This is a genomic window from Paraburkholderia lebeckiae (genome assembly GCF_014201005.1).
GTDB lineage: Bacteria > Pseudomonadota > Gammaproteobacteria > Burkholderiales > Burkholderiaceae > Paraburkholderia > Paraburkholderia tuberum.
This window is the reverse complement of the sequence record NZ_JACHDK010000001.1, coordinates 321,484-343,209: the sequence shown is the minus strand read 5'-3', so window position 1 is coordinate 343,209 and position 21,726 is coordinate 321,484. Positions and strand designations below refer to the sequence as shown.

Here is a 21,726-nt window from a genome sequence, read left to right as displayed (position 1 = left end):
TCCGGCAAGCGTGAGCTTGCCGGACCGTTTTGCTTCGGGCCGTCCACCGTGTATCGTGACGGCACCTGGCATTCCTGTTCCCGTAACTCCCAACTCCCCAATTCCCCAACTCTGTGACCGTGCGATGACCGCCATCTTTGAACGCAAGATTCTGACGCGCGATGCCCTGGTGAAGCTTCGTCCTTCGCTGCGCGCGCCCGTCGTGTTTACGAACGGCGTGTTCGATATCCTGCATCGTGGTCACGTGACCTATCTGGCCGACGCGAAGGCGCTGGGCGCGTGCCTGATCGTTGGTGTCAATAGCGACGTGTCGGTGCGGATGCTCGGTAAAGGCGACGACCGGCCGATCAACAGCGAGGCCGACCGCATGGCCTTGCTAGCGGCGCTGGAAAGTGTCGACTACGTGGTGGGCTTCGGCGAGAAGACGCCGGTCGAGCTGATTTCCGCGTTGCGCCCGGACGTGCTCGTGAAGGGCGGCGACTACGACATGGACTCGCTGCCCGAATCGGCGCTCGTGCGCGGTTGGGGCGGCAAGGCGCTCGCGATTGCGTTCGAGCACGATCGCTCGACGACCGCGCTGTTGAAGAAGGTGCGGACGCAGGATTGATGCCGCCCGTTGCCGCAAAACGCGCGGCGCACTGCTGAACTTCTAACCGACCGCCTCGCTCCCCTGATTACTGCGGCAACTCCGATGTCGAAATCGGCGCCTGCGGCGCGGGTCCGCCGACCACCGCCTGGTCGGCCGCATCGGCGGCGCTGACCGGCCGCACCTTCAGCCAGTCCGGATGAATCTGGCGGGGCAGATGATTCGGCTCGCGTCCGCTGGCGGTGGGTGTGGGTCCGAAGGCGCCAAGCAGCGCGACGAAAGCCAGCACGTTGACGACAATCAGAATGGCGATCGGCCAGCGAAGCATTGTGGGTGTTTCCAATTCAGAAAGAAGTTGAGCCTGGGGCGTGCGGGAGAAACTCGGGTTCGGAAAATGGGCGGCGAATTGCGCGCAACTCCGGCGCGCGTTCTACACGTACATCACGCGCCACCCGGTCGTGAATCGAACGCTAGCTACGGCAGGCAATCAGCCGCCTTGCCGCGCCGTATCATCGGCTGCGATCAGCGCAAGCCCTGACAGCACCAGCGAATCGTGGCGAGTATGCGGCACTTTCAGCGCGCTCGCCACTTCGTCGGCGGCGCCGCCGCTGACCACGAGACGCACCGGCACCTGCCACTCATCCTGCAGGTCCCGCCACATCCGCTCGATCAATCCGGCCTGCGCCAGCGTGCAGCCCGCCGACAGCGAGCGCGGCGTATCCGTTGCGAAGAACGGCCCGCGACGGCCCGCGCCGGTGGTATCGGCCGCGTCGAGCAGACCGCGCGCGCGCGCGGCGTCGAGCGTAGGCAGTTGCGCGGTGTGCTCACCGAGCGAGCGCATCATCAGCGTCCAGCCCGGCGCAATCAATCCGCCGATGAACGCGCCATCGGCGCGCAAGGCCTCGAGCGTCGTCGCGGTGCCGAAGGTCGCGAGCAGCAGATGCTCGCCGGGAAAGGTCGCGTGCGCGCCGATCATGCCGGCCCAGCGGTCGCTGCCGAGCGAGTCCGGTGTCGTGTAGCAATTGGTCACGCCGCATCGACGCGCACTTGCGCGGATCGTTGCGAGCGGCAGTCGCGGCCAGTGCGCGTCGACGAGCGCCGCGATGTGCGTCGCGACCTCCGCGCCCGCGACGTTGGAGAGCCACGCGCCGCATGGCGCCGGCCAGTCAGTCCAACCGGGTTGCGCACCCGACCGCGCGCGTGGCCCGGCAAGTTCGTCATGCGCGAGCGTGCCGCTCGCCAACTGCGTCCCATCGGGCTGCACCAGCGCCCACTTGATCCGGCTATTGCCCGCGTCGATCAGCAGATATGGCGCGCGCTGCGTCATGCGACACCGTGGGCGAGGCGCAGCGACACGTCGCCGGTCGCGATGCTCTGGCGGCCCTCAGCCGTATCGAGCAGCAACTGGCCACGCTCGTCAACGCCTGCCGCCACGCCGCGCGCGAGCTCCTGGCCTTGTTCGAGCAGCACGACTTCGCGGCCCGCGTAAGCATGCACCGCGTTCCAGCGCGGCTGGAACGGCGCGAAGCCTTCGGCGCCGAAGCGCTGCAGCATCGGTTCGAGCGCGTTCAATTCGGCTGCCAGCGTATCGGTCAGATTCGCGTTCGGCAGCGCGCGTTGCAACGCGGTCGGCACGGTGCCGAGCGCCTGCGGCGGTACCTCGGCGTTCAGCGCGCCCACCTTCGCCGCGAGTTCGTCGGCGCCTTTCACGTTGGTGCCGATGCCGATCACGACCGCGCTCGCGTCGTCGGTGCTCCACGCGGTTTCGATCAGGATGCCGGCGAGCTTGTCGCCTTCGAGCAGCACGTCGTTCGGCCACTTCAGCGCGATCTGTCCGGGACCCGCGACCGGCAGCGAGCGCAGCCCGTCGACGAGCGCGACCCCCACGGCGAGACTCAAGCCAGCGAGCCCTTCGAGCGGTCGCGGCAAGACGCACGCGACCGAAAACAGCAGCGCGTTGCCGGGCTCCGCGTACCACGGCCGCCCACGGCGGCCGCGCCCAGCGGTCTGCAGATACGCGACGCGCACGATCGGCCGCGGCAGCGCGTTGGCGCGTCGGGGCAGTGCTTTCATGTGGGCCATCAGGTCGGCGTTGGTCGAACCGGTTTCTTCGACGATTTCGATCGGCCAGTCATGCGCATGCGAGCCGAACAGCTTGACCGCGCGTTCGCGATCGATGCGCCAGTCGGTCGCAGCCGACGACGAGGCTGGTGCCGTGCTCGTCGCTGCGGACGGAGAGGCGGGAGTCTTGGAGGCATTCATGTCCCATATTGTAGCCACAGCGAACCCGCCCGGGACTCGAATGCGCAGCGGTGAAGGGGTGACGCCGATCGACGTGCATCAGTGCGGACCGGCGGCCGAGCCTTCGTTACAATGGCCGCTAATCCGATAACCAGATTCACGCGATCCTTGAACTACGACACTCCGCCCGGCCTTGAAGTCGCGGCCGGCAGCCAAGGCAAGATCGTCCGTCTCTCGGGCCAGTGGACGGCGCTCGCGCTCGCGCGCGATCGCGACACCGGGCACGTGATTCCGCAACTGCGTTCGCTGACCGGCGCGCAGGGCATCGGCGAGTGGGACCTGTCGCGCGTCGACAGGATGGACCACGTCGGCGGCCAGGCGCTGTGGCGCGTGTGGGGCCGCAAGATGCCGCCGGGCACCGCGCTCACGGACACGCAGCGCGACATCTTCGAGCGCATCGCTCTGCTCGACACGGTGCGCGAGAGCGCCGAGCCGGTCAAGCGCCTCGATCCCTTTACGCGTCTGGGCCTCGGGCTCTTCTCGTTCGTCGAGCACATGCAGGGCGGCGTCGCGATGCTCGGGCGCTTCGTGCTCGATCTGCTCGCGATCGTGCGCAAGCCGAAACTCACGCCGTGGACCGAAATCTCCGCGAACGTCTACAACGCCGGCGCCCGCGCGCTGCCGATCACCGCGCTGGTCGCGTTCCTGATCGGCATCGTGTTGAGCTATCTGTCGGCACAGCAATTGCGCATCTTTGGCGCGAACCAGTTCATCGTCAATATTCTCGGCCTCGCGGTGATTCGCGAACTCGGCCCGGTGCTGTCGGCGATCCTGGTGGCAGGCCGCTCGGGCTCGGCGATCACCGCGCAGATCGGCGTGATGCGCGTGACCGAGGAGCTCGACGCGATGCGCGTAATGGGCATCCCGCACGGCCTGCGGCTGATCCTGCCGCGCGTGATCGCACTGGCCGTCGCGATGCCGCTGCTCGTGATGTGGACCAACGTGATCTCGTTGACGGGCGGCGCGCTCGCCGCGAAGCTCGTGCTCGGCATCGACATGAGCTTCTTCGCGCGCCAGCTGCCGAGCGTCGTGCCGATCGCGAACCTGTGGATCGGGCTTGGCAAGGGCGCGGTATTCGGCATGCTGATCGCGATTGCCGGCTGCCATTTCGGCTTCCGTATCAAAGCCAATTCGCAGAGTCTCGGCGAAGGCACGACGACCTCGGTGGTCACGTCGATCACCATCGTGATTCTCGCGGACGCGGTGTTCGCGATCCTCTTTCAGAGGGTGGGGCTAGGATGATCGCGCCACTAACCGAAGCCGTACGCGGCCAGCCCGTACCGTCGATCGCCGAGCCGGTGATCGAGGTGATCGACATCACCAAGCGCTACGGCCGCAATATCGTGCATCAGCATCTGAGCCTCGACGTGCGGCGCGGCGAGATCGTGTCGATCGTCGGCGGCTCGGGTTCGGGCAAGACCACGCTGGTGCGGCAGATTCTCGGCCTCGAGCGACCGTCGAGGGGCACGATCAAGCTGTTCGGCGAAGACCTCGCAACGATCTCGCCCGACACCGCGCTGCTGATGCGCAGCCGCTCTGGCATGCTGTTCCAGCGCGGCGCGCTGTTCTCGTCGCTGTCCGTATTCGACAACGTCGCGCAACCGGTGCGCGAACTCGGCAAGGTGCCCGAAGACCTGCTGCGCGATATCGTGATGCTGAAGCTCGAAATGGTCGGGCTGCCGTGCAAGCACGCGTCGAAGATGCCATCGGCGCTGTCGGGCGGCATGATCAAGCGGGTCGGCATCGCGCGCGCGATCGCGCTCGAACCCGAACTGCTGTTCCTCGACGAACCGACCGCCGGCCTCGACCCGGAGGCGTCCGACGAATTCGTCGAGCTGATCTCGGGGCTGCATCGCGCGCTCGGTCTGACGGTCGTGATGATCACGCACGATCTCGATACGATGGTCGCACTGTCGACACGCGTGGCCGTGCTTGCCGATCGCAAAGTGCTCGTCAACGCGCCGGTCGAGGAGGCCGCGGGCGTCGACCATCCGTTCATCCACGAATATTTCCTCGGCCTGCGCGGGCGCCGCGCGCTGCAGGCGCTGCCGCCGGAGCGCCGCGCGAAGCTGCCGCCGGCGGCGCTCGAGCCGGCGTCGTCCGAGTTGCCGCTGTGAGGCCGGCCGCCATGAACCGGGCCGCTACGAACCAGGAAAACTGACAATGGAAAACAAAGCGCATGCGTTCTGGGCCGGGCTCTTCACGGTCGTGCTGACGGCGGCGATCGCGCTGGCGGCGTATCTGTTCAACGTCGACCGCACCGTGCGGGTGCCGTACGACCTGATCGCGCGCACCAACGTGACCGGCCTCTTTGCGGACGCGGCGGTGCGCTTTCGCGGGCTCGACGTCGGCCGTGTGCAGTCGATCAAGTTCGATCCGACACATCCGGGGCAGATCCTGATCCGCATCATGGTCGACGAGCACGCGCCGATCACGCATTCGACGTTCGGCAGCCTCGGCTTGCAGGGCGTCACCGGCATCGCGTTCATCCAGCTCGACGATACCGGGCGCGATCTGACCCCGCTGCCGTCGTCAGCCCAAAAGGTCGCACAATTGCCGATGCGCCCGGGTCTGTTCGACCAGTTGCAGCAACGCGGCGAGGTGCTGCTGCGCAAGCTCGAAAAAGTCACCGACAACGTGAACGACATGCTCTCGCCGGAAATGGTCGCGCAACTGCACGACACGGCGGCGAGCATCGCGCAGGCGGCCTCGGGCGTCGCGACGCTCACGCGTGAGATGGGGCCCGTCGCCAGCAAGCTGCCCGGCACGGTCGATCAGCTGAACCGCACGCTCGCGTCGACCAACCAGATGATCACGGGCCTGAACCGTCCGGACGGGCCCCTCGAGCGCAATCTGAACAAGGTCGGCACGGCCGCGCAGCAGGCGGGCAATGCGCTCACGCAGATGAACACGTCGCTGCAGGACCTGTCCGCGCGGGTCGGCTTCGAGACGCTGCCGCGCGTCAATTCGCTGACCGAGGACGTGCGCGCGGCGGCGCAATCGATCGACCGCGCCGCCGACACCTTCAACACCAATCCGCGCAGCGTGCTGTTCGGCGCGCCGCGCCCGGCGCCGGGTCCGGGCGAGGCCGGCTTCGCGTGGCCCGCCGACGCCGCGCCCGCAGCTCACTAAATCCGCAGGCTAGAACAGAGGAAGATGCCCATGTCACGCTCGATTCACCGACTGTTGTCCTCGCGCGCCGCGCTCGCGGCGCTGCTTGCGTTCGGCGTGCTGGCGGCGGGCTGCGCGGGCACGTCCGCGGTGGTGTCGGACTTCCGCTACGACTTCGGACCACCGCCGCAGGCCGCCGCGGCGAGCCGGCTGCCGGCCGTCAAGGTGTTGGAGGTCAGCGCGCCGTCCGTGCTCGAATCCGACCGGCTGACTTATCGGCTGAGCTACGCCGACGCGCAGCAGACGGCCGCCTACGCCAACAGCCACTGGACGATGATGCCGTCGCAACTGCTGACGCAGCGCCTGCGCAACGCGCTGAGCGAGCGCGGCACCGTGCTGACGGGTGCGGACGGCGTGACCGCGCCGGTGCTGCGGGTCGATCTGACCGAGTTCGAGCAGGTGTTCGACAGCCAGACGGACAGCCACGGCGCGATCACCGCGCGCGCGACGCTGATGCAGGGCGGCAAGGTGATCGGCCAGCAGACCTTCGTCGCGCACGCGCCCGCGCATTCGGCGGATGCGGCCGGCGGCGCGCGGGCGCTCGCCGCGGCCAGCGACGACCTCGTCGCGCAGATCGCCACGTGGCTCGGCTCGCAGGCGCTGGTCGCCGCGCAATGACGGGCGGGCAGCGCACGCAACGGAGCGCTGCATGAGCGAACGCCCCTGGCTGCGCCGCCCGTCGACGCTGGCCCGCCAGGCGCTGCTGCTGTATGCGGCGCTGATCGTCTACGGGTCGTGGTATCCGTTCTCGGGCTGGCGCTCGCTCGGCATCGCGCCGTTCGCCTATCTGTTCGATCCGATGCCGCAGTACCTGACGGCGTTCGACGTCGTCACCAACGTGCTCGGCTATATGCCGTTCGGCGCGCTGGTGGTGCTCGCGGTGTACCCGCGTTGGCGCGGCACGCTGGCCGTCGCGCTCGCGTTCGTGTTGGGCGGTCTGCTGTCGGGCACGATGGAAGCCGTGCAGACCTATCTGCCGACACGCGTCGCCTCCAATCTCGACCTCGCCGCCAACACGCTGGGCGCGCTCGTCGGCGCGGCGATGATGTCGCCGTTGACCGGAGCGCTGCTCGACCGCGGCCGGCTCAGGCGTGTGCGGTTGCTGTGGTTCGAGCGCGGCCATGCGACGCTCGCGTGCCTCGTCGCCGCGTGGCCGTTTGCGACGATGTATCCGTCGCCGCGTCTGTTCGGTCTCGGCAACTGGCCGCGCGCGCTGTGGCTGAGCGTCGATCCGGCCACCCAGGACGCGCTGCTCGCGTGGACGCCGTCCGCATGGCATGTCGGCGCATGGCCGGCGGCGGCGGCCGCGTGGCTGGACGACGACACGTGGGAAGCGCTGATCACGGCGCTAAACCTGTTCGCGGCGCTCGCGCTTGCATCGCTGCCGGCACGCCGTCATGCGCCACGTGTGCGCCTGTTGTTGGTGTTCATCGTCGCGACCTTGTGCGTGAAGGCCGGCGCGACGTTCCTGCAATCGCAATCGGGCCTCGCGTTCGACTGGGCGACGCCCGGCGCGCTAATCGGACTCGCGTGCGGCACCGTCGCGGCGCTCGTCGCGCTGCCGCTGCGGCGGCGGTTACGTGCGACGCTCGCCGGGGTCGCGCTGGTCGTCGCACTCGTGTTCGTCAATCTGCTGCCGGTGAACCCGTATTTCGACGCCGTGCTCGCCGACTGGCGGCAGGGACGCTATCTGCATTTCAACGGGCTCGCGCGCTGGCTCGCGTGGATATGGCCCTATGCGGCGCTGGTCTGGCTCGCGTTCGCGGTCGAGCGGGCGTGGCTCAAACGGCGCGCGAGGCGGGCGTGACGTGCTTGCGCGCCGCCGCCAGGTCCCGACGCCTGCACAGCCCGGTGGCTATAATCGTCCGCACCGCCATTGCACTTCCTTTCAGGCTCGCCTCCCGAACATCATGGATTCCTTCTACAAGCACCACGTTTTCTTCTGTCTGAATCAACGCGACCCCGGCGCCGAGCGTCCGAGCTGCGCGAACTGCAACGCACAGGCGATGCAGGAATACGCGAAAAAACGCGTGAAGCAACTCGGCCTCGCCGGGCCCGGCCAGGTGCGCATCAACAAGGCCGGCTGCCTCGATCGCTGCGAACTGGGCCCGACGCTCGTCGTGTATCCCGAGGCGGTCTGGTACACCTACGTCGACGAGAGCGACATCGACGAGATCGTCGAATCGCATCTTGCGAACGGCAAGATCGTCGAGCGTCTGAAGATCGATCAATAACGCGAACCACAAAACGATCCATCCCGATGAACGTCAACACGAAGAAGTATCTGATCGACGGCCCGGTCGGCAAGATCGAGGTCGCGCAGGACCTGCCCGACGGCGTGCGCGAAAAAGGCGCCGCGCCGCGCGGCATCGCGCTCGTCGCGCATCCGCATCCGCTGTTTGGCGGCACGATGGACAACAAGGTCGCGCAGACCCTCGCGCGCACGCTCGTGCAGCTGAACTACGTCACTTACCGGTCGAATTTCCGCGGCGTCGGCCAGACCCAGGGCGAGCACGACGCGGGCGTCGGCGAGCGCGACGATCTGCGCGCGGTGCTCGAGCACATGCGCGCCGATCCGGACTACGGCGATCTGCCGCTCGTATTGGCGGGCTTTTCGTTCGGCACCGTGGTGTTGTCGCACGTCGCGGCGAAGCTGCGCGATGAAGGCCGGGAAATCGAGCGCATCGTGTTCGTCGGTACCGCGGCGAGCCGCTGGGACGTCGCGCCCGTGCCCGAAAGCACACTCGTGATCCACGGCGAAGTCGACGAGACCGTTCCCGTCCAGTCCGTGTTCGACTGGGCGCGGCCGCAAGAACTGCCGGTCGTCGTGATTCCGGGCGCCGAGCACTTTCTGCATCGCAAGCTTCACATCCTGAAGCGGATCATCGTCGACGCCTGGCGCTGAAAATGCGCGACGCGCATTTTGCGGGGGACAGGTGCGCGCAAACGTGTGCAAATCGGCGACACGCGCGCGAAGCTGACCTGGTAGCGCGCGTATAATGGGCGCTCTTTTTTTGGGCACAGCGCCGCCCAGCCGGCAGAATCGCGCGCCGCGGAATCATTTCGCGGGAGGGCGCGGCCGGGTGCGCAGCGCTGCGCTCGCGAACCGATTGCGTCGCCATCAGTCCAACGGGCGCCCGCCGTTTTACGGCCAGATGCCCCGCCGACCGGCTCCCCCAACTCCGCGCGCTGTCGCGCAACGTATCTTTCTGCACGAATCGACCCTATGCGTTTCTCCTCCTCTGGCCGCACGTCATTCCCGTCACTCGCTTCTTTCGTTCCCGCTTCGCTCAATCGCGCCATCGCCGTCGGCCTCGTGCTGCCGGCCACGCTCGTCGCCGGCACCGCGTTCGCGCAGGTGCCGCCGCCGGGCGTCAACGCGCGATCGTGGGTGCTCGTCGACGCGACCAGCAACCAGGTGCTCGCGTCCGCCAATGCCGACGAGCGCGTCGAGCCGGCGTCGTTGACCAAGCTGATGACCGCGTATCTCGTGTTCGAAGCGCTCGACACGAAGAAGATCACGATGGATCAGAGCATCGAGCCGAGCGAAGCCGTGCGGCGCGTGCGCAACGACGAATCACGCATGTTCATCGAGGCGCTCAAGCCGGTGACCGTGCACGACCTCGTGTACGGCATGATCGTGCAGTCGGGCAACGACGCGGCGATCGCGCTCGCCGAACTGGTGGGCGGCAGCGAAGCGCAGTTCGTCAACATGATGAACAAGGAGGCGCAAAAGCTCGGCATGACGCACACGCATTTCGCCGACGTGAACGGCATGCCCGACCCGCAGCACTACACCACGGCGGGCGATCTCGCGATCCTGTCGGCCCGCCTGATTCGCGACTATCCCGAGTACTACAACATCTTCTCGGTCAAGGAATTCACGTACAACAAGATCAAGCAGCCAAACCGCAACCGTCTGCTGTGGATCGACCCGACCGTCGACGGTCTGAAGACCGGTCACACGCAAGGGGCCGGCTACTGCCTGATCGCGAGCGCGAAGCGTCCGCTGCCGGGCACGACCGACGCGTCGCGCCGTCTCGTCTCGGTGATGATGGGCGAGACCAAGGAGCACGACCGCGTGCAGGACAGCCTGAAGATGCTGAACTACGGCTACACCGCCTACGACACGACGCGTCTGTACAAGGCGAACCAGGTCGTGGCCACGCCGCGCGTCTACAAGGGTTCGCAGGACAGCGTGCAGGTCGGCGTGAAGAGCGACCAGTACATCACGCTGCCGAAGGGCGCCGCCGACAAGGCGAAGCCGCAGATCGAACTCAACGATCCGCTCGTCGCGCCGATCGCAAACGGCCAGCAGATCGGCACCGCCAAGCTCGTCGCCGACGGCAAGGTGCTCGCGCAATTCCCGGTAGTCGCGCTGCAGCCGGTGCAGCAAGCCGGTGTGGTGGGCCGCGTGTGGGATTCGCTGATGCTGATGTTCAACAAGAAAAAGTAAGGGCTACGTCGCAATGACCGTTGTCTCCGGGGTTTCGCCGGACCCGATCGTTCATCTGAACGGCGAACTGGTGCCGTTGTCCGAAGCGCGCGTGCCGGTGCTCGACCGCGGCTTCATTTTCGGCGACGGCATTTACGAAGTGGCGCCGCTGTACGCGCACGCGAGCGGACGGCGCACCGCGTTTCGTCTGAAGCAGCATCTGGCGCGTCTCGCGCGCTCGGTCGGCAAGATCGGCATCGCCAGTCCGCTCGACGACGCTGGCTGGCGCGAGCTGATCGGACGCGTGGTCGAGGCCAACGAAACGGACGGCGGCTTGCGTGCCGATCAGGACGCGATCGCATACATCCAGGTGACGCGTGGCGTCGCGAAGCGCGCTCACGCATTTCCGGCCGGCGTGAAGCCGACCGTGTTCGTGATGGTCACCCCGCTGAACCTGCCCGACGCCGCGCAGCGCGCGAGCGGTGTCGCGTGCGTGAGCGCCGAAGATCGTCGCTGGCTCAATTGCGACATCAAGTCGGTGTCGCTGCTCGGCAACGTGTTGATGGCGCAATACGCGGCCGAAAACGACGCCTTCGAGACGCTGCAGTTCCGCGATGGTTTGCTGACCGAAGGGTCGTCGTCGAACGTGTGGATCGTGAAGGATGGCGTGCTGGCCGCGCCGCCGCGCAGCAACAGGATTCTCGAAGGGATCCGCTATGGGCTCATCGAGGAGTTGACGGCCGAATGCGGTATCCGCTTCGAAGCGCGCGACATCACCGAAGCTGAAGTGCGAGCGGCCGATGAAATCGTCGTCAGCTCGGCGACCAGGGAAGTGCTGCCGGTCACGCGGCTCGATGGCGCGCCGGTCGGCGCGGGCCACCCGGGCGCGGTGTTTGCGGAGCTGTATGCGGCGTATCAGCGAGCCAAGGCGGCGGAAGAAGGAGTAGAGAATGAATCCCGAGAACGACTCACTGTTTGAATTCCCCTGCGATTTCCCGATCAAGATCATGGGCAAATCGCACCCTGAGTTTGCCGCGACGATCGTCGAAGTAGTGCGCGTGTTCGATACCGAGGTCGATGCGTCGCGCGTCGAGACGCGGCCGTCGAGCAGCGGCACCTACACGGGGCTGACCGTCCACGTGCGGGCGACGAGCCGCGCGCATCTCGACGACATCTATCGCGCGCTGACCGGCCATCCGATGGTCAAGGTCGTGCTGTAACACCGCGCGGTTTTTCGCCTTACGGTGCGACGCGCAACGCGTCCGCCGTCACTCCCTGCGCTGCCAGGCGCGCGCTCGCCGCGGGACCCGCCTCGCAGGCGAGATCGAACAGCAGCCTGAAGCGCGCCACCTCGTCGAACACCCAGTCGCGAAACGCCTTGACCCGCGCGGTCCCCAGCATCTGCGGCAGGCAGACCAAATAGTATTGCCACGGGCTCGGCCCATCCACATCAAAGAGCCGCACGAGCCGGCCCGCCGCGATTTCGTGCATCGCGAGCGAGCGGCGCGTCAGCGCGACCCCCTGGCCGTCGACGGCCGCCTGCAACAGATTCGACGAATCCTGATACAGCACGCCGCGCTTCGGCTCCGGCCAGTCGGTGAGGCCGGCGGCGTCGAACCATGGGCGCCATAGCTCGTCGTCGGAGCGCAGCAGCGGGACTTTGGCGAGATCGGCCGGGGTTTGCGGCAGCTTGCCGCCGTTGAAGTTGGGCGAGCAGGCGGGGAAGAAAATCTCGTCGAGCAGCAGCTCGGCGTGCAGCCCTGGATATTTGCCGAAGCCGAAACGGATCGCGACGTCGACGTCGTCGCGCGCGAAGTCCGTCAGCGCATTGGTGGTCAGCAACTCGAGATCCCACTGCGGATTTGCCTCGATAAAGCTGCCGATGCGCGGCGTCACCCAGCGGGCCGCGAACGACGACAGCATCGATATCACGAGGCGCCGCTCGCGGTCCCCGGCACGGATCGCGCGAGTCGCGTCGGCGAGCTCCATCAACGCGGCGCGCACCTGCGTTGCGTAGCGGCGGCCGGTTTCGGTGAGGCGCACGCGCTTGCCGTCGCGCGCGAACAGCGACACGCCGAGCTCGGCCTCGAGCGCGCGGATCTGGTGGCTGACCGCGCCGTGCGTGACGAACAGCTCGTCGGCGGCGCGCGAAAAGCTTTCGTGGCGGGAGGCGGCTTCGAACGCCTTGATCGCGTTGAGGGCGGGGAGTTGACGCAGGTCCATCGTAATATTTCTCACATAGACGTGAAAATTGATCGTTTTGCCCAAGTCCTTGCTGCACCTAGGATTCTAGTCATGAAACGATTTTTGGCGAGGGCCTCATGCGAGAAATCTCCTCTAGCATTGCATATGAAATCCGCACTGGCGACACGCTGCCGCTGAAGGTCGCGCGCAGCACGAAGTTGCGCGTGCATGGCGGCGCGGTGTGGGTCACGCGCAGCGACGACACGAAGGACTACTGGCTGCAGCCCGGGCAGACGCTGCATCTGCGGCGCGGCGAGCGGCTCTGGCTCAGCGCCGAGGGCGCCACGTTCGCGAAGGTTACGTTCTCGGTGCCGACGCGCTGCGACGAGCGTGCGCTGAACTGGCTCGCTCGCATCGGCGAGCGCTGGATGATGCGTGTGCGCGGCGGCTGGCGCACCGTTTGACGGTGGCGCGGCGCAAAAGCCGCGCATGACGACGGGGCCGGCAGCGTACCGGCCCCGGCAGCGCAGGTTCCCGGTGGCCTCGGGCGCGGTTTTCGAGATTTCGGTAAACTCCCGGAATCATGTGCGCCACCCCGGTCTCTCCGTCTCCTTTACCTGCCATCGAGCCGCCCATGCTGCGCTGGCTCGGCCGCGAACTCTACGAAGCCAGTTTCGACGCGATGCGCGCCTTCACCGACGCCCGCACCGCCGACACCGCCGACGAAATCTGGCTCGTCGAACATCCGCCCGTCTTCACGCTCGGCCAGGCCGGCGATCCGGCGCACCTGCTCGCGGCAGACAGCAACATTCCGCTCGTCAAGGTCGACCGCGGCGGGCAGATCACGTATCACGGGCCCGGCCAGGTGGTCGCCTATCTGCTGCTCGACCTGCGCCGGCGCAAGCTGATGGTGCGCGAGCTGGTCACCCGGATCGAGCAGGCCGTGATCGACACCCTGGCGGCGTATAATCTCGCCGGAGAACGCAAGGCGGGCGCCCCCGGCATCTACGTGGCGCCCGGGCCCGACGCCGGGCTCCATGCTGGCGCCAAGATCGCGGCGCTTGGCCTGAAAATCCGCAACGGCTGCAGCTATCACGGCGTGAGTCTGAACGTGAACATGGACCTGCGGCCGTTTCTCGCGATCAATCCATGCGGCTACGCGGGGCTCGAAACAGTCGACATGGCGACGCTCGGCGCCGCCGCCGGCTGGGACGACGTGGCCCGTACCCTTGCAGCAAGTCTCACCGCAAACCTCGACGGCAATCCCGCGGCCGTCGCCCAACCGCAGGCCGGTGCGCTCACCGCCTGACTGGATCGAACGAATGACTGACGTAACCGCGAATTCCGCAGCAGCCACCCCCGCGCCCGAAGGCGTGCCGGCCCCCGCCGCCTACGACGCAACCGCGAAGCAGAAAGCGCAAGCCAAGACGGCGCGCATCCCGATCAAGGTCGTCCCGATCGAAAAGCTGAAGAAACCGGACTGGATCCGCGTCAAGGCGGCCACCGGCAATTCGCGCTTCTACGAGATCAAGCAGATCCTGCGCGAGCACAATCTTCACACGGTGTGTGAAGAGGCGAGCTGCCCGAACATCGGCGAATGTTTCGGCAAGGGCACCGCGACCTTCATGATCATGGGCGACAAGTGCACGCGCCGCTGCCCGTTCTGCGACGTCGGCCACGGCCGTCCCGATCCGCTCGACGCCGACGAACCGGCCAACCTCGCGCGCACCATCGCTGCGCTGAAGTTGAAGTACGTGGTGATCACCAGCGTCGACCGTGATGATCTGCGCGACGGTGGCGCGGCGCACTTCGTCGAATGTATCCGTCAGACGCGCGAGCTGTCGCCGCAAACGCGTATCGAAATCCTGACGCCGGACTTCCGTGGCCGCCTCGACCGCGCGCTCGGCATTCTGAACGCGGCGCCGCCCGACGTGATGAACCACAACCTCGAAACTGTGCCGCGTCTGTACAAGGAAGCGCGCCCAGGGTCGGATTACGCGCATTCGCTGAAGCTGCTGAAGGACTTCAAGGCGCTGCATCCCCGCGTCGCGACCAAGTCCGGCCTGATGGTCGGCCTCGGCGAAACCGAAGAGGAAATCCTGCAGGTAATGCGCGATCTGCGCGAGCACGACGTCGACATGCTGACGATCGGCCAGTACCTGCAGCCGTCGGAGCACCATCTGCCGGTCCGCGCGTACGTGCATCCGGACACCTTCAAGATGTACGAGGAAGAGGCGTACAAGATGGGCTTCACGCACGCCGCGGTGGGCGCGATGGTTCGTTCGAGCTATCACGCCGACTTGCAGGCGCATGGAGCCGGCGTGGTCTGACGCGCCGGCGCCTCGCCGCTGTTGCCTCGCTTCATGCCCGCAGAAACGAAAAGCCCGCCGATGTGCGGGCTTTTTTCATAGACCGCTCTTCTATCAGCAAGGAAACGAGACGTGGCAACCCCGGTGGATCGCGGGACCTCCGCACAATGGCCTTATCCGCGGCTGATCGCGCACCGCTGCGGCGGTACGCTTGCGCCGGAAAACACCTTGGCCGGTTTCGACGCCTGCGTGCGCTACGGCTATCGCATGGTCGAATTCGACGCGAAGCTGTCCGCCGACAACGCGCTGTTCCTGTTGCACGACGACACGCTCGATCGCACGACCAACGGGCACGGGCCGGCGGTCACGCACACATGGCAGCAACTCGCCGCTCTGGATGCCGGCGCGTGGCGCGGCGCGGAGTTCGCCGGCACGCGGCTGCCGACGCTGGCCGACGCGGCCGAGCGTTGCGCGCGCGACGGCATCGCGGCGAACATCGAGATCAAGCCGTGTCCGGGCCGCGAAGTCATCACCGGCGCGCTCGTCGCCCAAGGCGCGCTCGAGCTTTGGCAAGGGCAGACGCCGCCGCTGTTGTCGTCGTTTTCGTTCGACGCGCTCGCCGCCGCGCGCGATGCCGCGCCGTCGCTGCCGCGCGGCATGCTGTTCGAGCAGGTGCCGGCGGACTGGCTGCGCATCGTGCGCGAACTCGACTGCGTCTCGCTGCACGCGAGTCACCGCTATCTGAGCGAGCCGCTGGTCGCGCAGATCCGCGCGGCCGGGCTGCGCGTGCTCGCCTACACGGTGAACGATCCGGCGCGCGCGCGGTTGCTCGAAGGATGGGGCGTCGACATGATCTGCACGGACCGGATCGATCTGTTGACGTGACGTCGCACTGGCAAGCTCCGCACAAACCCCTGCGGGTTTCCCCGCAAACGCACGCGCACCGAATTCCGGATTCCCCGACGGCGCTCGTCCGGATTTCCGGAAACCCGGACGGCGCGTGCCGAGCTGTGCTGGAAAACCCATAAAAATCAAGGCTTCCAGTCTGAAATCAAACTGGCATCGACCTTGCAAAGTAAAGCGCGTGGCCGCCACGGCCCGACAAAAAAGCAAGGAGACAAAGTGTCCGATTTCCCTTCCCGGTATTTCTGAATTCGTCGTCTTTGCAGCGGTCCGCCAAGGTGCGCCCGCGCGACGACGTTTCGTTCGCGTGTCGCGCCTCGCGGCGGGTCATCAGCTCATATCCCTCGCAGGAACCATCGTGAAGAAACCTATCCATAAAGTGCTGTACGTCCAGGTGATCGTGGCGATCATCGTCGGCATCGTACTCGGGCATTTCTACCCGAACCTCGCCATCGACATGAAGCCGCTCGGCGATGGCTTCATCAAGCTGATCAAGATGGTGATCGGGCCGATCATCTTCTGCACGGTCGTGACGGGCATCGCCGGCATGGAGGACATGAAGAAGGTCGGACGCGTCGGCGGCAAGGCGCTGTTGTACTTCGAAATCGTCTCGACTTTCGCGCTGGTGCTCGGCCTCGCCGCCACGCACCTGCTGCGACCCGGCGCCGGCTTCAACGTCGACCCGGCCTCGCTCGACGGCCGCGCGGTTGCGTCGTATGCCGCGAAGGCGCACGGCCAGTCGACGGTCGACTTCTTCATGCACATCATTCCGGACACGCTGTCGTCGGCGTTCGCGCAGGGTGAGATCCTGCAGATCCTGCTGGTCGCGCTGCTGTTCGGCGCGGTGCTCGCGACGGCCGGTGAGAAGGGCAAGCCGGTGACCAACTTCATCGAAGGGCTCTCGCACATCCTGTTCGGCATGGTGCGCATCATCACGAAGCTCGCGCCGATCGGCGCGTTCGGCGCGATGGCCTTTACGATCGGCAAGTACGGCATCGGCTCGCTGCTGCCGATGCTCAAGCTGGTCGGCACGTTCTATCTGACCTCGATCGTGTTCGTGGTGGTCGTGCTCGGCGCGATCGCCCGGGCGGTGGGCTTCAACATCCTGCGTTTCGTCGCATACATCAAGGAAGAGATGCTGATCGTGCTCGGCACGAGCTCGTCCGAAGCCGCGCTGCCGCAGCTGATGCTGAAACTCGAAAAGCTCGGCTGCTCGCGCTCGGTGGTGGGCCTCGTGGTGCCGACCGGCTACTCGTTCAACCTCGACGGCACCAACATCTACATGACGATGGCGGTGCTGTTCATCGCCCAGGCGACCAACACCGACCTCACGTGGGGCCAGCAGCTGACGCTGCTCGCGGTGACGATGCTGACCTCGAAGGGCGCGAGCGGCGTGACCGGCGCGGGCTTCATCACGCTCGCGGCGACACTGGCCGTGGTGCCGACGATTCCGCTGTCGGGCATGGTGCTGATCCTTGGCATCGACCGCTTCATGAGCGAGTGCCGCGCGCTGACGAACATCGTCGGCAACGGTGTCGCGACGGTCGTCGTGTCGGCCTGGGAAAAGGAGCTCGATCGCAGCAAGCTGAACAAGGTGCTGCGCGGCGATGTGGCGGTCAAAGAGCCGGCCGGCGTTTGAGTCGCGCCTCGCCAACCTTGTCGTGACCAGCGCGGACGCTTAAGCATGAAACCGGCGTCCGCGCGTCCTTCCGAGGCGTCTGCCGGCGAGACCGCCGGCAAAAGTCGCGGCCCAGCCCGCGACGCGTCTGGCGGCGACGCCTTGCCGCCCTATGCCACAATGTCCGATGCACATCGATCGGACTTTGCCAACGTGACCCGCCGCCTGCTGATTCTCATCGCACTCGCAGCCGGGCTCGCGGCAGCATGCTGGCTCACCTACAGCCTTGCGTGGAAAAGCGGTGTCGACACGCTGCGGCGCAACGCCGCCGTGCGCGCCGAGCGCACCGCGAGCGCGCTCAAGAGCACGCTCGAACGCTACGAATCGCTGCCGTATCTGCTCGCCGAGTATCCGATCGTGCAGGACGTGCTGATCGATCCGAACCCAGCCAACGTCAAGCGCGCGAATCTCTATCTCGAAGACCTGAACCGCCACGCGCGCGCGACGGTCACCTACATCATTTCGCTCGACGGCTACTGCGTCGCCGCCAGCAACTGGCGCGGGCCGGGCAGCTTCGTCGGCGCGGGCTATCAGTTCCGGCCGTATTTCGTCGATGCGGTGAAAGGCGGCGTCGGCCGCTTCTTCGGCATCGGCACGATTTCGCAGGCGCCCGGCTACTACATCTCGCAGCCGGTGCGGCGCGACGGCAAGATCGTCGGTGTGGCGGTCGTCAAGCTCGATCTCGAATGGTTTCAGGGCGTGGACGCGTCCGAGCCGCTCGTCGTTACCGACGATCATGGCGTGATCTTCCTGTCGTCGGTTCCGGCATGGAAGTACCACACGATTCGGCCGCTGCCCGGCCAGATCGCCGATTCGATCTACCAGGCCCGCCAGTACGCGCAACAGCCGATCGAGCCGCTACCGGTGACGGTCGAGCGCATGCTCGAAGGTAATGCGCAGATCCTGCGCATCGGCGGCGGGCGCTCCGCGCCGCGCTTCCTCGCGTCACGTCACGCCATGGGCGAGCCGGACTGGCATCTGATCACGATGTCGCCGGTCGATCCGGTCGATGCCGACGCGCGCAAGGCGACCATCGTCACCGGCTTCGGCTATGTGTCGCTGGTGCTGCTCGCGTTCTACTGGCGCATGCGGCGCGCGCGCGTGCGCGAAATGATGCGCAGCCGCGCGCTGCTGCAGAAGGCCTATGCCGAGCTGAACCAGCGCGTCGCCGAGCGCACCGCCGATCTGTCGGAGGCGAACGAGCAGTTGCACAAGGAAGTCGGCGAGCGTACACGCGCCGAGCAGGAACTGCGCGCCGCGCACGACGAACTGATCCAGGCGAGCAAGCTGGCCGCGCTCGGCCAGATGGCGGCCGGCATCACGCACGAGCTGAACCAGCCGCTCGCCGCGCTGCGCAGTTTTTCCGATAACACGCGCGTGCTGCTCGAACGCGGCGATCAGGCATCGGCGCGTGAGAATCTCGAAGCGATCGCGGCGCTCACCGAGCGCATGGGCAAGATCACGAACCAGCTGAAGCTGTTCGTCGGCCGTGCGCGGCCGCGCAGCGCGCGCGCGTCGATCGTGCGGGCCCTGCGCAACGTCGTCGGGCTGCTGCAAAAGCGCCTGCAGGGCGTCGAACTCGAATTCGTGCTGATCGATACCGAGGCCGACACCGACGCCACCGCTGCGACAGGCGGCGCGCGCACGCCGCTGAATCTCGCCGACGATCATCCGGAGCTGGTCGCGAATTGCGACGATCTGCGACTCGAACAGGTGCTGATCAACCTGCTCGGCAACGCGCTCGACGCAACCGCCGGCATGAACCCGCCGCGTATCACGGTCGAGGTGGCGGCCGGCGTCGCGAACCTGTCGATCGCGGTCGGCGACAACGGCCCCGGCATTCCCGACGACGTGTTGCCGCACCTGTTCGAACCGTTTTTCACGACCAAGGAAATGGGCCAGGGGCTCGGCCTTGGCCTGGCGATTTCATCGTCGATCGCGCGCGATTGCGGCGGCTCGCTCGTCGCGCGCAACGCGCCGCACGGTGGCGCATCATTCGTGTTGACGCTGCGTCGCGCGCGCGTGCAGACCGGCCCCTCGCACGATCCGCTGACCGCGGGCTCCTGATTTCACCCCGAAGCATCACCCGGAACACGCAATGAACGACGGCCTGCAAGTGCTGTATATCGAAGACGACGAACTGGTGCGCCGCGCGAGCGTGCAGAGCCTGCAACTGGCGGGCTTCGACGTGGTCGGCCATGCGTCGGTCGAGGCCGCGGCGAAGCTGATCAGCGCGGACTTCTCCGGCGTGATCGTCAGCGATATCCGGCTGCCCGGCGCGAGCGGTCTCGACCTGCTCGCGCAGTGCCACGAGCGCGCGCCCGACGTGCCGGTGATTCTGGTCACCGGCCACGGCGATATCTCGATGGCCGTGCAGGCGATGCGCGACGGCGCCTACGACTTCATCGAAAAGCCGTTCGCGTCCGAGCGGCTGATCGAAACCGTGCGGCGCGCGTTGGAGCGGCGCAAGCTCGTGCTCGAAAACCTCGCGCTGCGCCGTGAGCTGGCCGGGCAGAACGCGGTCGCGCCGCGCATCATCGGCCGCAGTCCGGCGATCGAGCAGGTGCGGCGGCTGATCGCCAACGTCGCACCGACCGATGCGTCCGTCCTGATCAACGGTGATACCGGCGCGGGCAAGGAGCTGATCGCGCGCAGCCTGCACGAGCTGTCGCCGCGGCGTGACAAGCCGTTCATCGCGGTGAACTGCGGCGCGCTGCCCGAGCCGATGTTCGAATCGGAGATGTTCGGCTACGAGCCGGGCGCGTTCACCGGCGCGGCCAAACGGCGGATCGGCAAGCTCGAACATGCGTCGGGCGGCACGCTGTTTCTCGACGAGATCGAGAGCATGCCGCTCGCGCTGCAGGTCAAGCTGCTGCGCGTGCTGCAGGACGGCGTGCTGGAACGGCTCGGCTCGAATCAGCCGATTCGCGTCAATTGCCGCGTGGTCGCGGCTGCCAAAGGCGACATGGCCGAGCACGTCGCGGATGGCTCGTTCCGGCGCGATCTGCTGTACCGGCTCAACGTGGTGACGATCGCGCTGCCGCCTTTGAGCGAGCGTCGCGAGGACATCGTGCCGCTGTTCGAGCATTTCCTGCTCGATGCTGCCGTCCGTTATCAGCGGCCGGCGCCGATGCTCACCGATCGCCAACGTGCGAGTCTGATGCAGCGAGACTGGCCGGGCAACGTGCGCGAGCTGCGTAATGCCGCCGACCGCTTCGTGCTCGGCATCGCCGACGAACCGGTGCTGTCGTTCGGCGAAGACGGCGGGGCCACCCATCCGCTGAAGGAGCGTGTCGAGCAGTTCGAGCGCGCGATGATCGCCGAGGCGTTGGAGCAGGCGGGGGGCGTGGTCGCGATTGCGGCGGACCGGCTGCAGCTCGGCAAGGCGACGCTCTACGAGAAAATCAAGCGATATGGCCTTGCGGCCAAAGGGGAAGGGGAGCGGTGAGGAGGCGGACGCCGGCGGCGGGAGGTTGCGCCGGCGCGTGGGGATCTGCTTGCGCCGGCTTAAGCAGCGCCAGCCTTCAGCGCTTTCGCGAGCAACTGGTCGAGTTCCGCGAACTGCGGCTCGCCGACATAGCGCTTCAGGATCTTGCCGTCTTTATCGACGACGAAGGTGGTCGGCGTGAGCTGCACGTTGCCGAACCGCTTGGCGGCCGAGCCGTCGTCCATCGCGACCTTGAACGGCAGCTGACGCGTTTGCGTGTAATTGGTCACGTACATCGGCGCGTCGTAGTTCATTGCCACTGCGACGAATTCGAGGCCCTGGCCCTTGAAGCGGTTATAGGTCTCGACCATCTGCGGCATTTCCTTCATGCAGGTGTCGCAACTCGTTGCCCAGAAGTTGACCAGATAAACCTTGCCTTTGAGGTCCGCGGTCGTGAGCTTCTGTCCCGATAGCAGCGTGAAGGTCGCATCGGGTACGCGCTGCTGGCCGGCAAACGCGAAGTAACCGGCGACGGCGAGCGCAATGGCCACGGCCACCGCAATCAGATAGCGAAGCGGGTTCTTGCGCCGGACGGCGGTCGGTGAATTGGCACTCATGGACGGAACCTCGTTAGTCGCGCGCGGCGCGGAACAATGGGGCGGTGTGATGGCCCGTGGGCCGGTACTGAATAGGTTTTCTATTATAGCTCCAATGGGTTCGGCTGCGCCGAAA

General features: G+C 66.6%; 23 protein-coding genes. 18 read left to right on the top strand and 5 right to left on the bottom strand.

The features are described from left to right. The first annotated feature begins 124 nt into the window (after positions 1 to 124). Complete coding sequence (gene rfaE2 / locus HDG39_RS01550) at positions 125 to 607, top strand: D-glycero-beta-D-manno-heptose 1-phosphate adenylyltransferase (protein WP_184002662.1); 483 nt, start codon at positions 125 to 127, stop codon at positions 605 to 607. 67 nt (positions 608 to 674) lie between these two features. Here the strand turns inward: rfaE2 and HDG39_RS01545 are convergent, their stop codons facing one another. The 3 genes from HDG39_RS01545 to HDG39_RS01535 form a co-directional block, all read right to left on the bottom strand. Continuing rightward, positions 675 to 914, bottom strand: a complete 240-nt coding sequence (locus tag HDG39_RS01545) for a hypothetical protein (protein WP_184002661.1) — start codon at positions 912 to 914, stop codon at positions 675 to 677. 159 nt (positions 915 to 1,073) lie between these two features. Next, the gene (locus HDG39_RS01540) at positions 1,074 to 1,913 is read right to left on the bottom strand and encodes a type III pantothenate kinase (protein WP_018419264.1); all 840 of its coding nucleotides are present in this window, start codon (positions 1,911 to 1,913) and stop codon (positions 1,074 to 1,076) included. Next, the gene (locus HDG39_RS01535) at positions 1,910 to 2,848 is read right to left on the bottom strand and encodes a biotin--[acetyl-CoA-carboxylase] ligase (protein WP_184002659.1); all 939 of its coding nucleotides are present in this window, start codon (positions 2,846 to 2,848) and stop codon (positions 1,910 to 1,912) included. The genes HDG39_RS01540 and HDG39_RS01535 overlap by 4 nt, the downstream gene beginning before the upstream one ends. 147 nt (positions 2,849 to 2,995) lie before the next feature. On the opposite strand from HDG39_RS01535, the gene HDG39_RS01530 reads away from it, so the two are divergent. The 10 genes from HDG39_RS01530 to HDG39_RS01485 all read left to right on the top strand — a co-directional run bounded on the left by HDG39_RS01530 (position 2,996) and on the right by HDG39_RS01485 (position 11,713). Further along, positions 2,996 to 4,129 carry an MlaE family ABC transporter permease gene (locus tag HDG39_RS01530; protein ID WP_184002657.1) on the top strand — a complete coding sequence of 378 codons (1,134 nt, stop codon included), beginning with the start codon at positions 2,996 to 2,998 and terminating at the stop codon, positions 4,127 to 4,129. Continuing rightward, on the top strand, positions 4,126 to 5,004 hold the full coding sequence (locus HDG39_RS01525; RefSeq protein ID WP_184002655.1) for an ABC transporter ATP-binding protein: 879 nt from the start codon (positions 4,126 to 4,128) through the stop codon (positions 5,002 to 5,004). The genes HDG39_RS01530 and HDG39_RS01525 overlap by 4 nt, the downstream gene beginning before the upstream one ends. Before the next feature lie 46 nt (positions 5,005 to 5,050). After that, positions 5,051 to 6,019 (top strand): MlaD family protein, encoded by a 969-nt coding sequence (locus tag HDG39_RS01520; protein ID WP_184002653.1) that lies wholly within the window; start codon positions 5,051 to 5,053, stop codon positions 6,017 to 6,019. A gap of 30 nt (positions 6,020 to 6,049) precedes the next feature. Further along, positions 6,050 to 6,676, top strand: a complete 627-nt coding sequence (locus HDG39_RS01515) for an ABC-type transport auxiliary lipoprotein family protein (protein ID WP_184002651.1) — start codon at positions 6,050 to 6,052, stop codon at positions 6,674 to 6,676. 31 nt (positions 6,677 to 6,707) lie between these two features. Then, positions 6,708 to 7,865: a VanZ family protein gene (locus tag HDG39_RS01510; protein WP_184002649.1), complete on the top strand. Its 1,158-nt coding sequence runs from the start codon at positions 6,708 to 6,710 to the stop codon at positions 7,863 to 7,865. Positions 7,866 to 7,968: 103 nt separating this feature from the next. After that, positions 7,969 to 8,292 carry a (2Fe-2S) ferredoxin domain-containing protein gene (locus HDG39_RS01505; protein ID WP_018419271.1) on the top strand — a complete coding sequence of 108 codons (324 nt, stop codon included), beginning with the start codon at positions 7,969 to 7,971 and terminating at the stop codon, positions 8,290 to 8,292. A gap of 26 nt (positions 8,293 to 8,318) precedes the next feature. Continuing rightward, positions 8,319 to 8,963 carry an alpha/beta hydrolase gene (locus HDG39_RS01500; RefSeq protein ID WP_184002647.1) on the top strand — a complete coding sequence of 215 codons (645 nt, stop codon included), beginning with the start codon at positions 8,319 to 8,321 and terminating at the stop codon, positions 8,961 to 8,963. A gap of 321 nt (positions 8,964 to 9,284) precedes the next feature. Then, the gene (locus tag HDG39_RS01495) at positions 9,285 to 10,514 is read left to right on the top strand and encodes a D-alanyl-D-alanine carboxypeptidase family protein (RefSeq protein WP_184002646.1); all 1,230 of its coding nucleotides are present in this window, start codon (positions 9,285 to 9,287) and stop codon (positions 10,512 to 10,514) included. A gap of 13 nt (positions 10,515 to 10,527) precedes the next feature. Next, positions 10,528 to 11,472 carry a D-amino acid aminotransferase gene (locus tag HDG39_RS01490; RefSeq protein WP_184002644.1) on the top strand — a complete coding sequence of 315 codons (945 nt, stop codon included), beginning with the start codon at positions 10,528 to 10,530 and terminating at the stop codon, positions 11,470 to 11,472. Next, a complete protein-coding gene (locus tag HDG39_RS01485) occupies positions 11,444 to 11,713 on the top strand; it encodes a DUF493 family protein (protein WP_018419275.1) in 270 nt (89 codons plus the stop codon). Before HDG39_RS01490 ends, HDG39_RS01485 begins: the two co-directional genes overlap by 29 nt. A gap of 19 nt (positions 11,714 to 11,732) precedes the next feature. On the opposite strand, the gene HDG39_RS01480 is transcribed toward HDG39_RS01485, so the two are convergent. After that, positions 11,733 to 12,716: a transcriptional regulator GcvA gene (locus HDG39_RS01480; protein ID WP_184002642.1), complete on the bottom strand. Its 984-nt coding sequence runs from the start codon at positions 12,714 to 12,716 to the stop codon at positions 11,733 to 11,735. Positions 12,717 to 12,814: 98 nt separating this feature from the next. Between HDG39_RS01480 and HDG39_RS01475 the strand changes: the two genes are divergently transcribed. The 7 genes from HDG39_RS01475 to HDG39_RS01445 all read left to right on the top strand — a co-directional run bounded on the left by HDG39_RS01475 (position 12,815) and on the right by HDG39_RS01445 (position 21,015). After that, positions 12,815 to 13,141, top strand: a complete 327-nt coding sequence (locus tag HDG39_RS01475; RefSeq protein ID WP_184002639.1) for a DUF2917 domain-containing protein — start codon at positions 12,815 to 12,817, stop codon at positions 13,139 to 13,141. Between the two features lie 119 nt (positions 13,142 to 13,260). After that, positions 13,261 to 13,986, top strand: a complete 726-nt coding sequence (gene lipB / locus HDG39_RS01470) for a lipoyl(octanoyl) transferase LipB (protein ID WP_184002637.1) — start codon at positions 13,261 to 13,263, stop codon at positions 13,984 to 13,986. A gap of 13 nt (positions 13,987 to 13,999) precedes the next feature. After that, positions 14,000 to 15,007 carry a lipoyl synthase gene (gene lipA / locus HDG39_RS01465; protein WP_184002636.1) on the top strand — a complete coding sequence of 336 codons (1,008 nt, stop codon included), beginning with the start codon at positions 14,000 to 14,002 and terminating at the stop codon, positions 15,005 to 15,007. A gap of 111 nt (positions 15,008 to 15,118) precedes the next feature. Continuing rightward, positions 15,119 to 15,871 (top strand): glycerophosphodiester phosphodiesterase, encoded by a 753-nt coding sequence (ugpQ, locus tag HDG39_RS01460; RefSeq protein WP_184002634.1) that lies wholly within the window; start codon positions 15,119 to 15,121, stop codon positions 15,869 to 15,871. 376 nt (positions 15,872 to 16,247) lie between these two features. After that, entirely contained in the window at positions 16,248 to 17,528 is a 1,281-nt protein-coding gene (locus HDG39_RS01455; protein WP_184002632.1) for a dicarboxylate/amino acid:cation symporter, read from the top strand. A 45-nt stretch (positions 17,529 to 17,573) separates the two neighbouring features. Beyond that, positions 17,574 to 19,634: a sensor histidine kinase gene (locus HDG39_RS01450; protein ID WP_184002630.1), complete on the top strand. Its 2,061-nt coding sequence runs from the start codon at positions 17,574 to 17,576 to the stop codon at positions 19,632 to 19,634. A gap of 31 nt (positions 19,635 to 19,665) precedes the next feature. Continuing rightward, positions 19,666 to 21,015, top strand: coding sequence for a sigma-54-dependent transcriptional regulator (locus tag HDG39_RS01445; RefSeq protein ID WP_184002628.1), 1,350 nt, complete (start codon positions 19,666 to 19,668; stop codon positions 21,013 to 21,015). A 59-nt stretch (positions 21,016 to 21,074) separates the two neighbouring features. On the opposite strand, the gene HDG39_RS01440 is transcribed toward HDG39_RS01445, so the two are convergent. Continuing rightward, positions 21,075 to 21,611, bottom strand: a complete 537-nt coding sequence (locus HDG39_RS01440; protein WP_184002626.1) for a TlpA disulfide reductase family protein — start codon at positions 21,609 to 21,611, stop codon at positions 21,075 to 21,077. Positions 21,612 to 21,726 lie beyond the last annotated feature (115 nt).

Bases quoted from the DNA above. Each gene is read 5' to 3' on its own strand.
- rfaE2 (WP_184002662.1), top strand. From the start codon at position 125: ATGACCGCCATCTTTGAACGCAAGATTCTGACGCGCGATGCCCTGGTG.
- HDG39_RS01545 (WP_184002661.1), bottom strand. From the start codon at position 914: ATGCTTCGCTGGCCGATCGCCATTCTGATTGTCGTCAACGTGCTGGCT.
- HDG39_RS01540 (WP_018419264.1), bottom strand. From the start codon at position 1,913: ATGACGCAGCGCGCGCCATATCTGCTGATCGACGCGGGCAATAGCCGG.
- HDG39_RS01535 (WP_184002659.1), bottom strand. From the start codon at position 2,848: ATGAATGCCTCCAAGACTCCCGCCTCTCCGTCCGCAGCGACGAGCACG.
- HDG39_RS01525 (WP_184002655.1), top strand. From the start codon at position 4,126: ATGATCGCGCCACTAACCGAAGCCGTACGCGGCCAGCCCGTACCGTCG.
- HDG39_RS01520 (WP_184002653.1), top strand. From the start codon at position 5,051: ATGGAAAACAAAGCGCATGCGTTCTGGGCCGGGCTCTTCACGGTCGTG.
- HDG39_RS01515 (WP_184002651.1), top strand. From the start codon at position 6,050: ATGTCACGCTCGATTCACCGACTGTTGTCCTCGCGCGCCGCGCTCGCG.
- HDG39_RS01510 (WP_184002649.1), top strand. From the start codon at position 6,708: ATGAGCGAACGCCCCTGGCTGCGCCGCCCGTCGACGCTGGCCCGCCAG.
- HDG39_RS01505 (WP_018419271.1), top strand. From the start codon at position 7,969: ATGGATTCCTTCTACAAGCACCACGTTTTCTTCTGTCTGAATCAACGC.
- HDG39_RS01500 (WP_184002647.1), top strand. From the start codon at position 8,319: ATGAACGTCAACACGAAGAAGTATCTGATCGACGGCCCGGTCGGCAAG.
- HDG39_RS01495 (WP_184002646.1), top strand. From the start codon at position 9,285: ATGCGTTTCTCCTCCTCTGGCCGCACGTCATTCCCGTCACTCGCTTCT.
- HDG39_RS01490 (WP_184002644.1), top strand. From the start codon at position 10,528: ATGACCGTTGTCTCCGGGGTTTCGCCGGACCCGATCGTTCATCTGAAC.
- HDG39_RS01485 (WP_018419275.1), top strand. From the start codon at position 11,444: ATGAATCCCGAGAACGACTCACTGTTTGAATTCCCCTGCGATTTCCCG.
- HDG39_RS01480 (WP_184002642.1), bottom strand. From the start codon at position 12,716: ATGGACCTGCGTCAACTCCCCGCCCTCAACGCGATCAAGGCGTTCGAA.
- HDG39_RS01475 (WP_184002639.1), top strand. From the start codon at position 12,815: ATGCGAGAAATCTCCTCTAGCATTGCATATGAAATCCGCACTGGCGAC.
- lipB (WP_184002637.1), top strand. From the start codon at position 13,261: ATGTGCGCCACCCCGGTCTCTCCGTCTCCTTTACCTGCCATCGAGCCG.
- lipA (WP_184002636.1), top strand. From the start codon at position 14,000: ATGACTGACGTAACCGCGAATTCCGCAGCAGCCACCCCCGCGCCCGAA.
- HDG39_RS01450 (WP_184002630.1), top strand. From the start codon at position 17,574: ATGAAACCGGCGTCCGCGCGTCCTTCCGAGGCGTCTGCCGGCGAGACC.
- HDG39_RS01445 (WP_184002628.1), top strand. From the start codon at position 19,666: ATGAACGACGGCCTGCAAGTGCTGTATATCGAAGACGACGAACTGGTG.
- HDG39_RS01440 (WP_184002626.1), bottom strand. From the start codon at position 21,611: ATGAGTGCCAATTCACCGACCGCCGTCCGGCGCAAGAACCCGCTTCGC.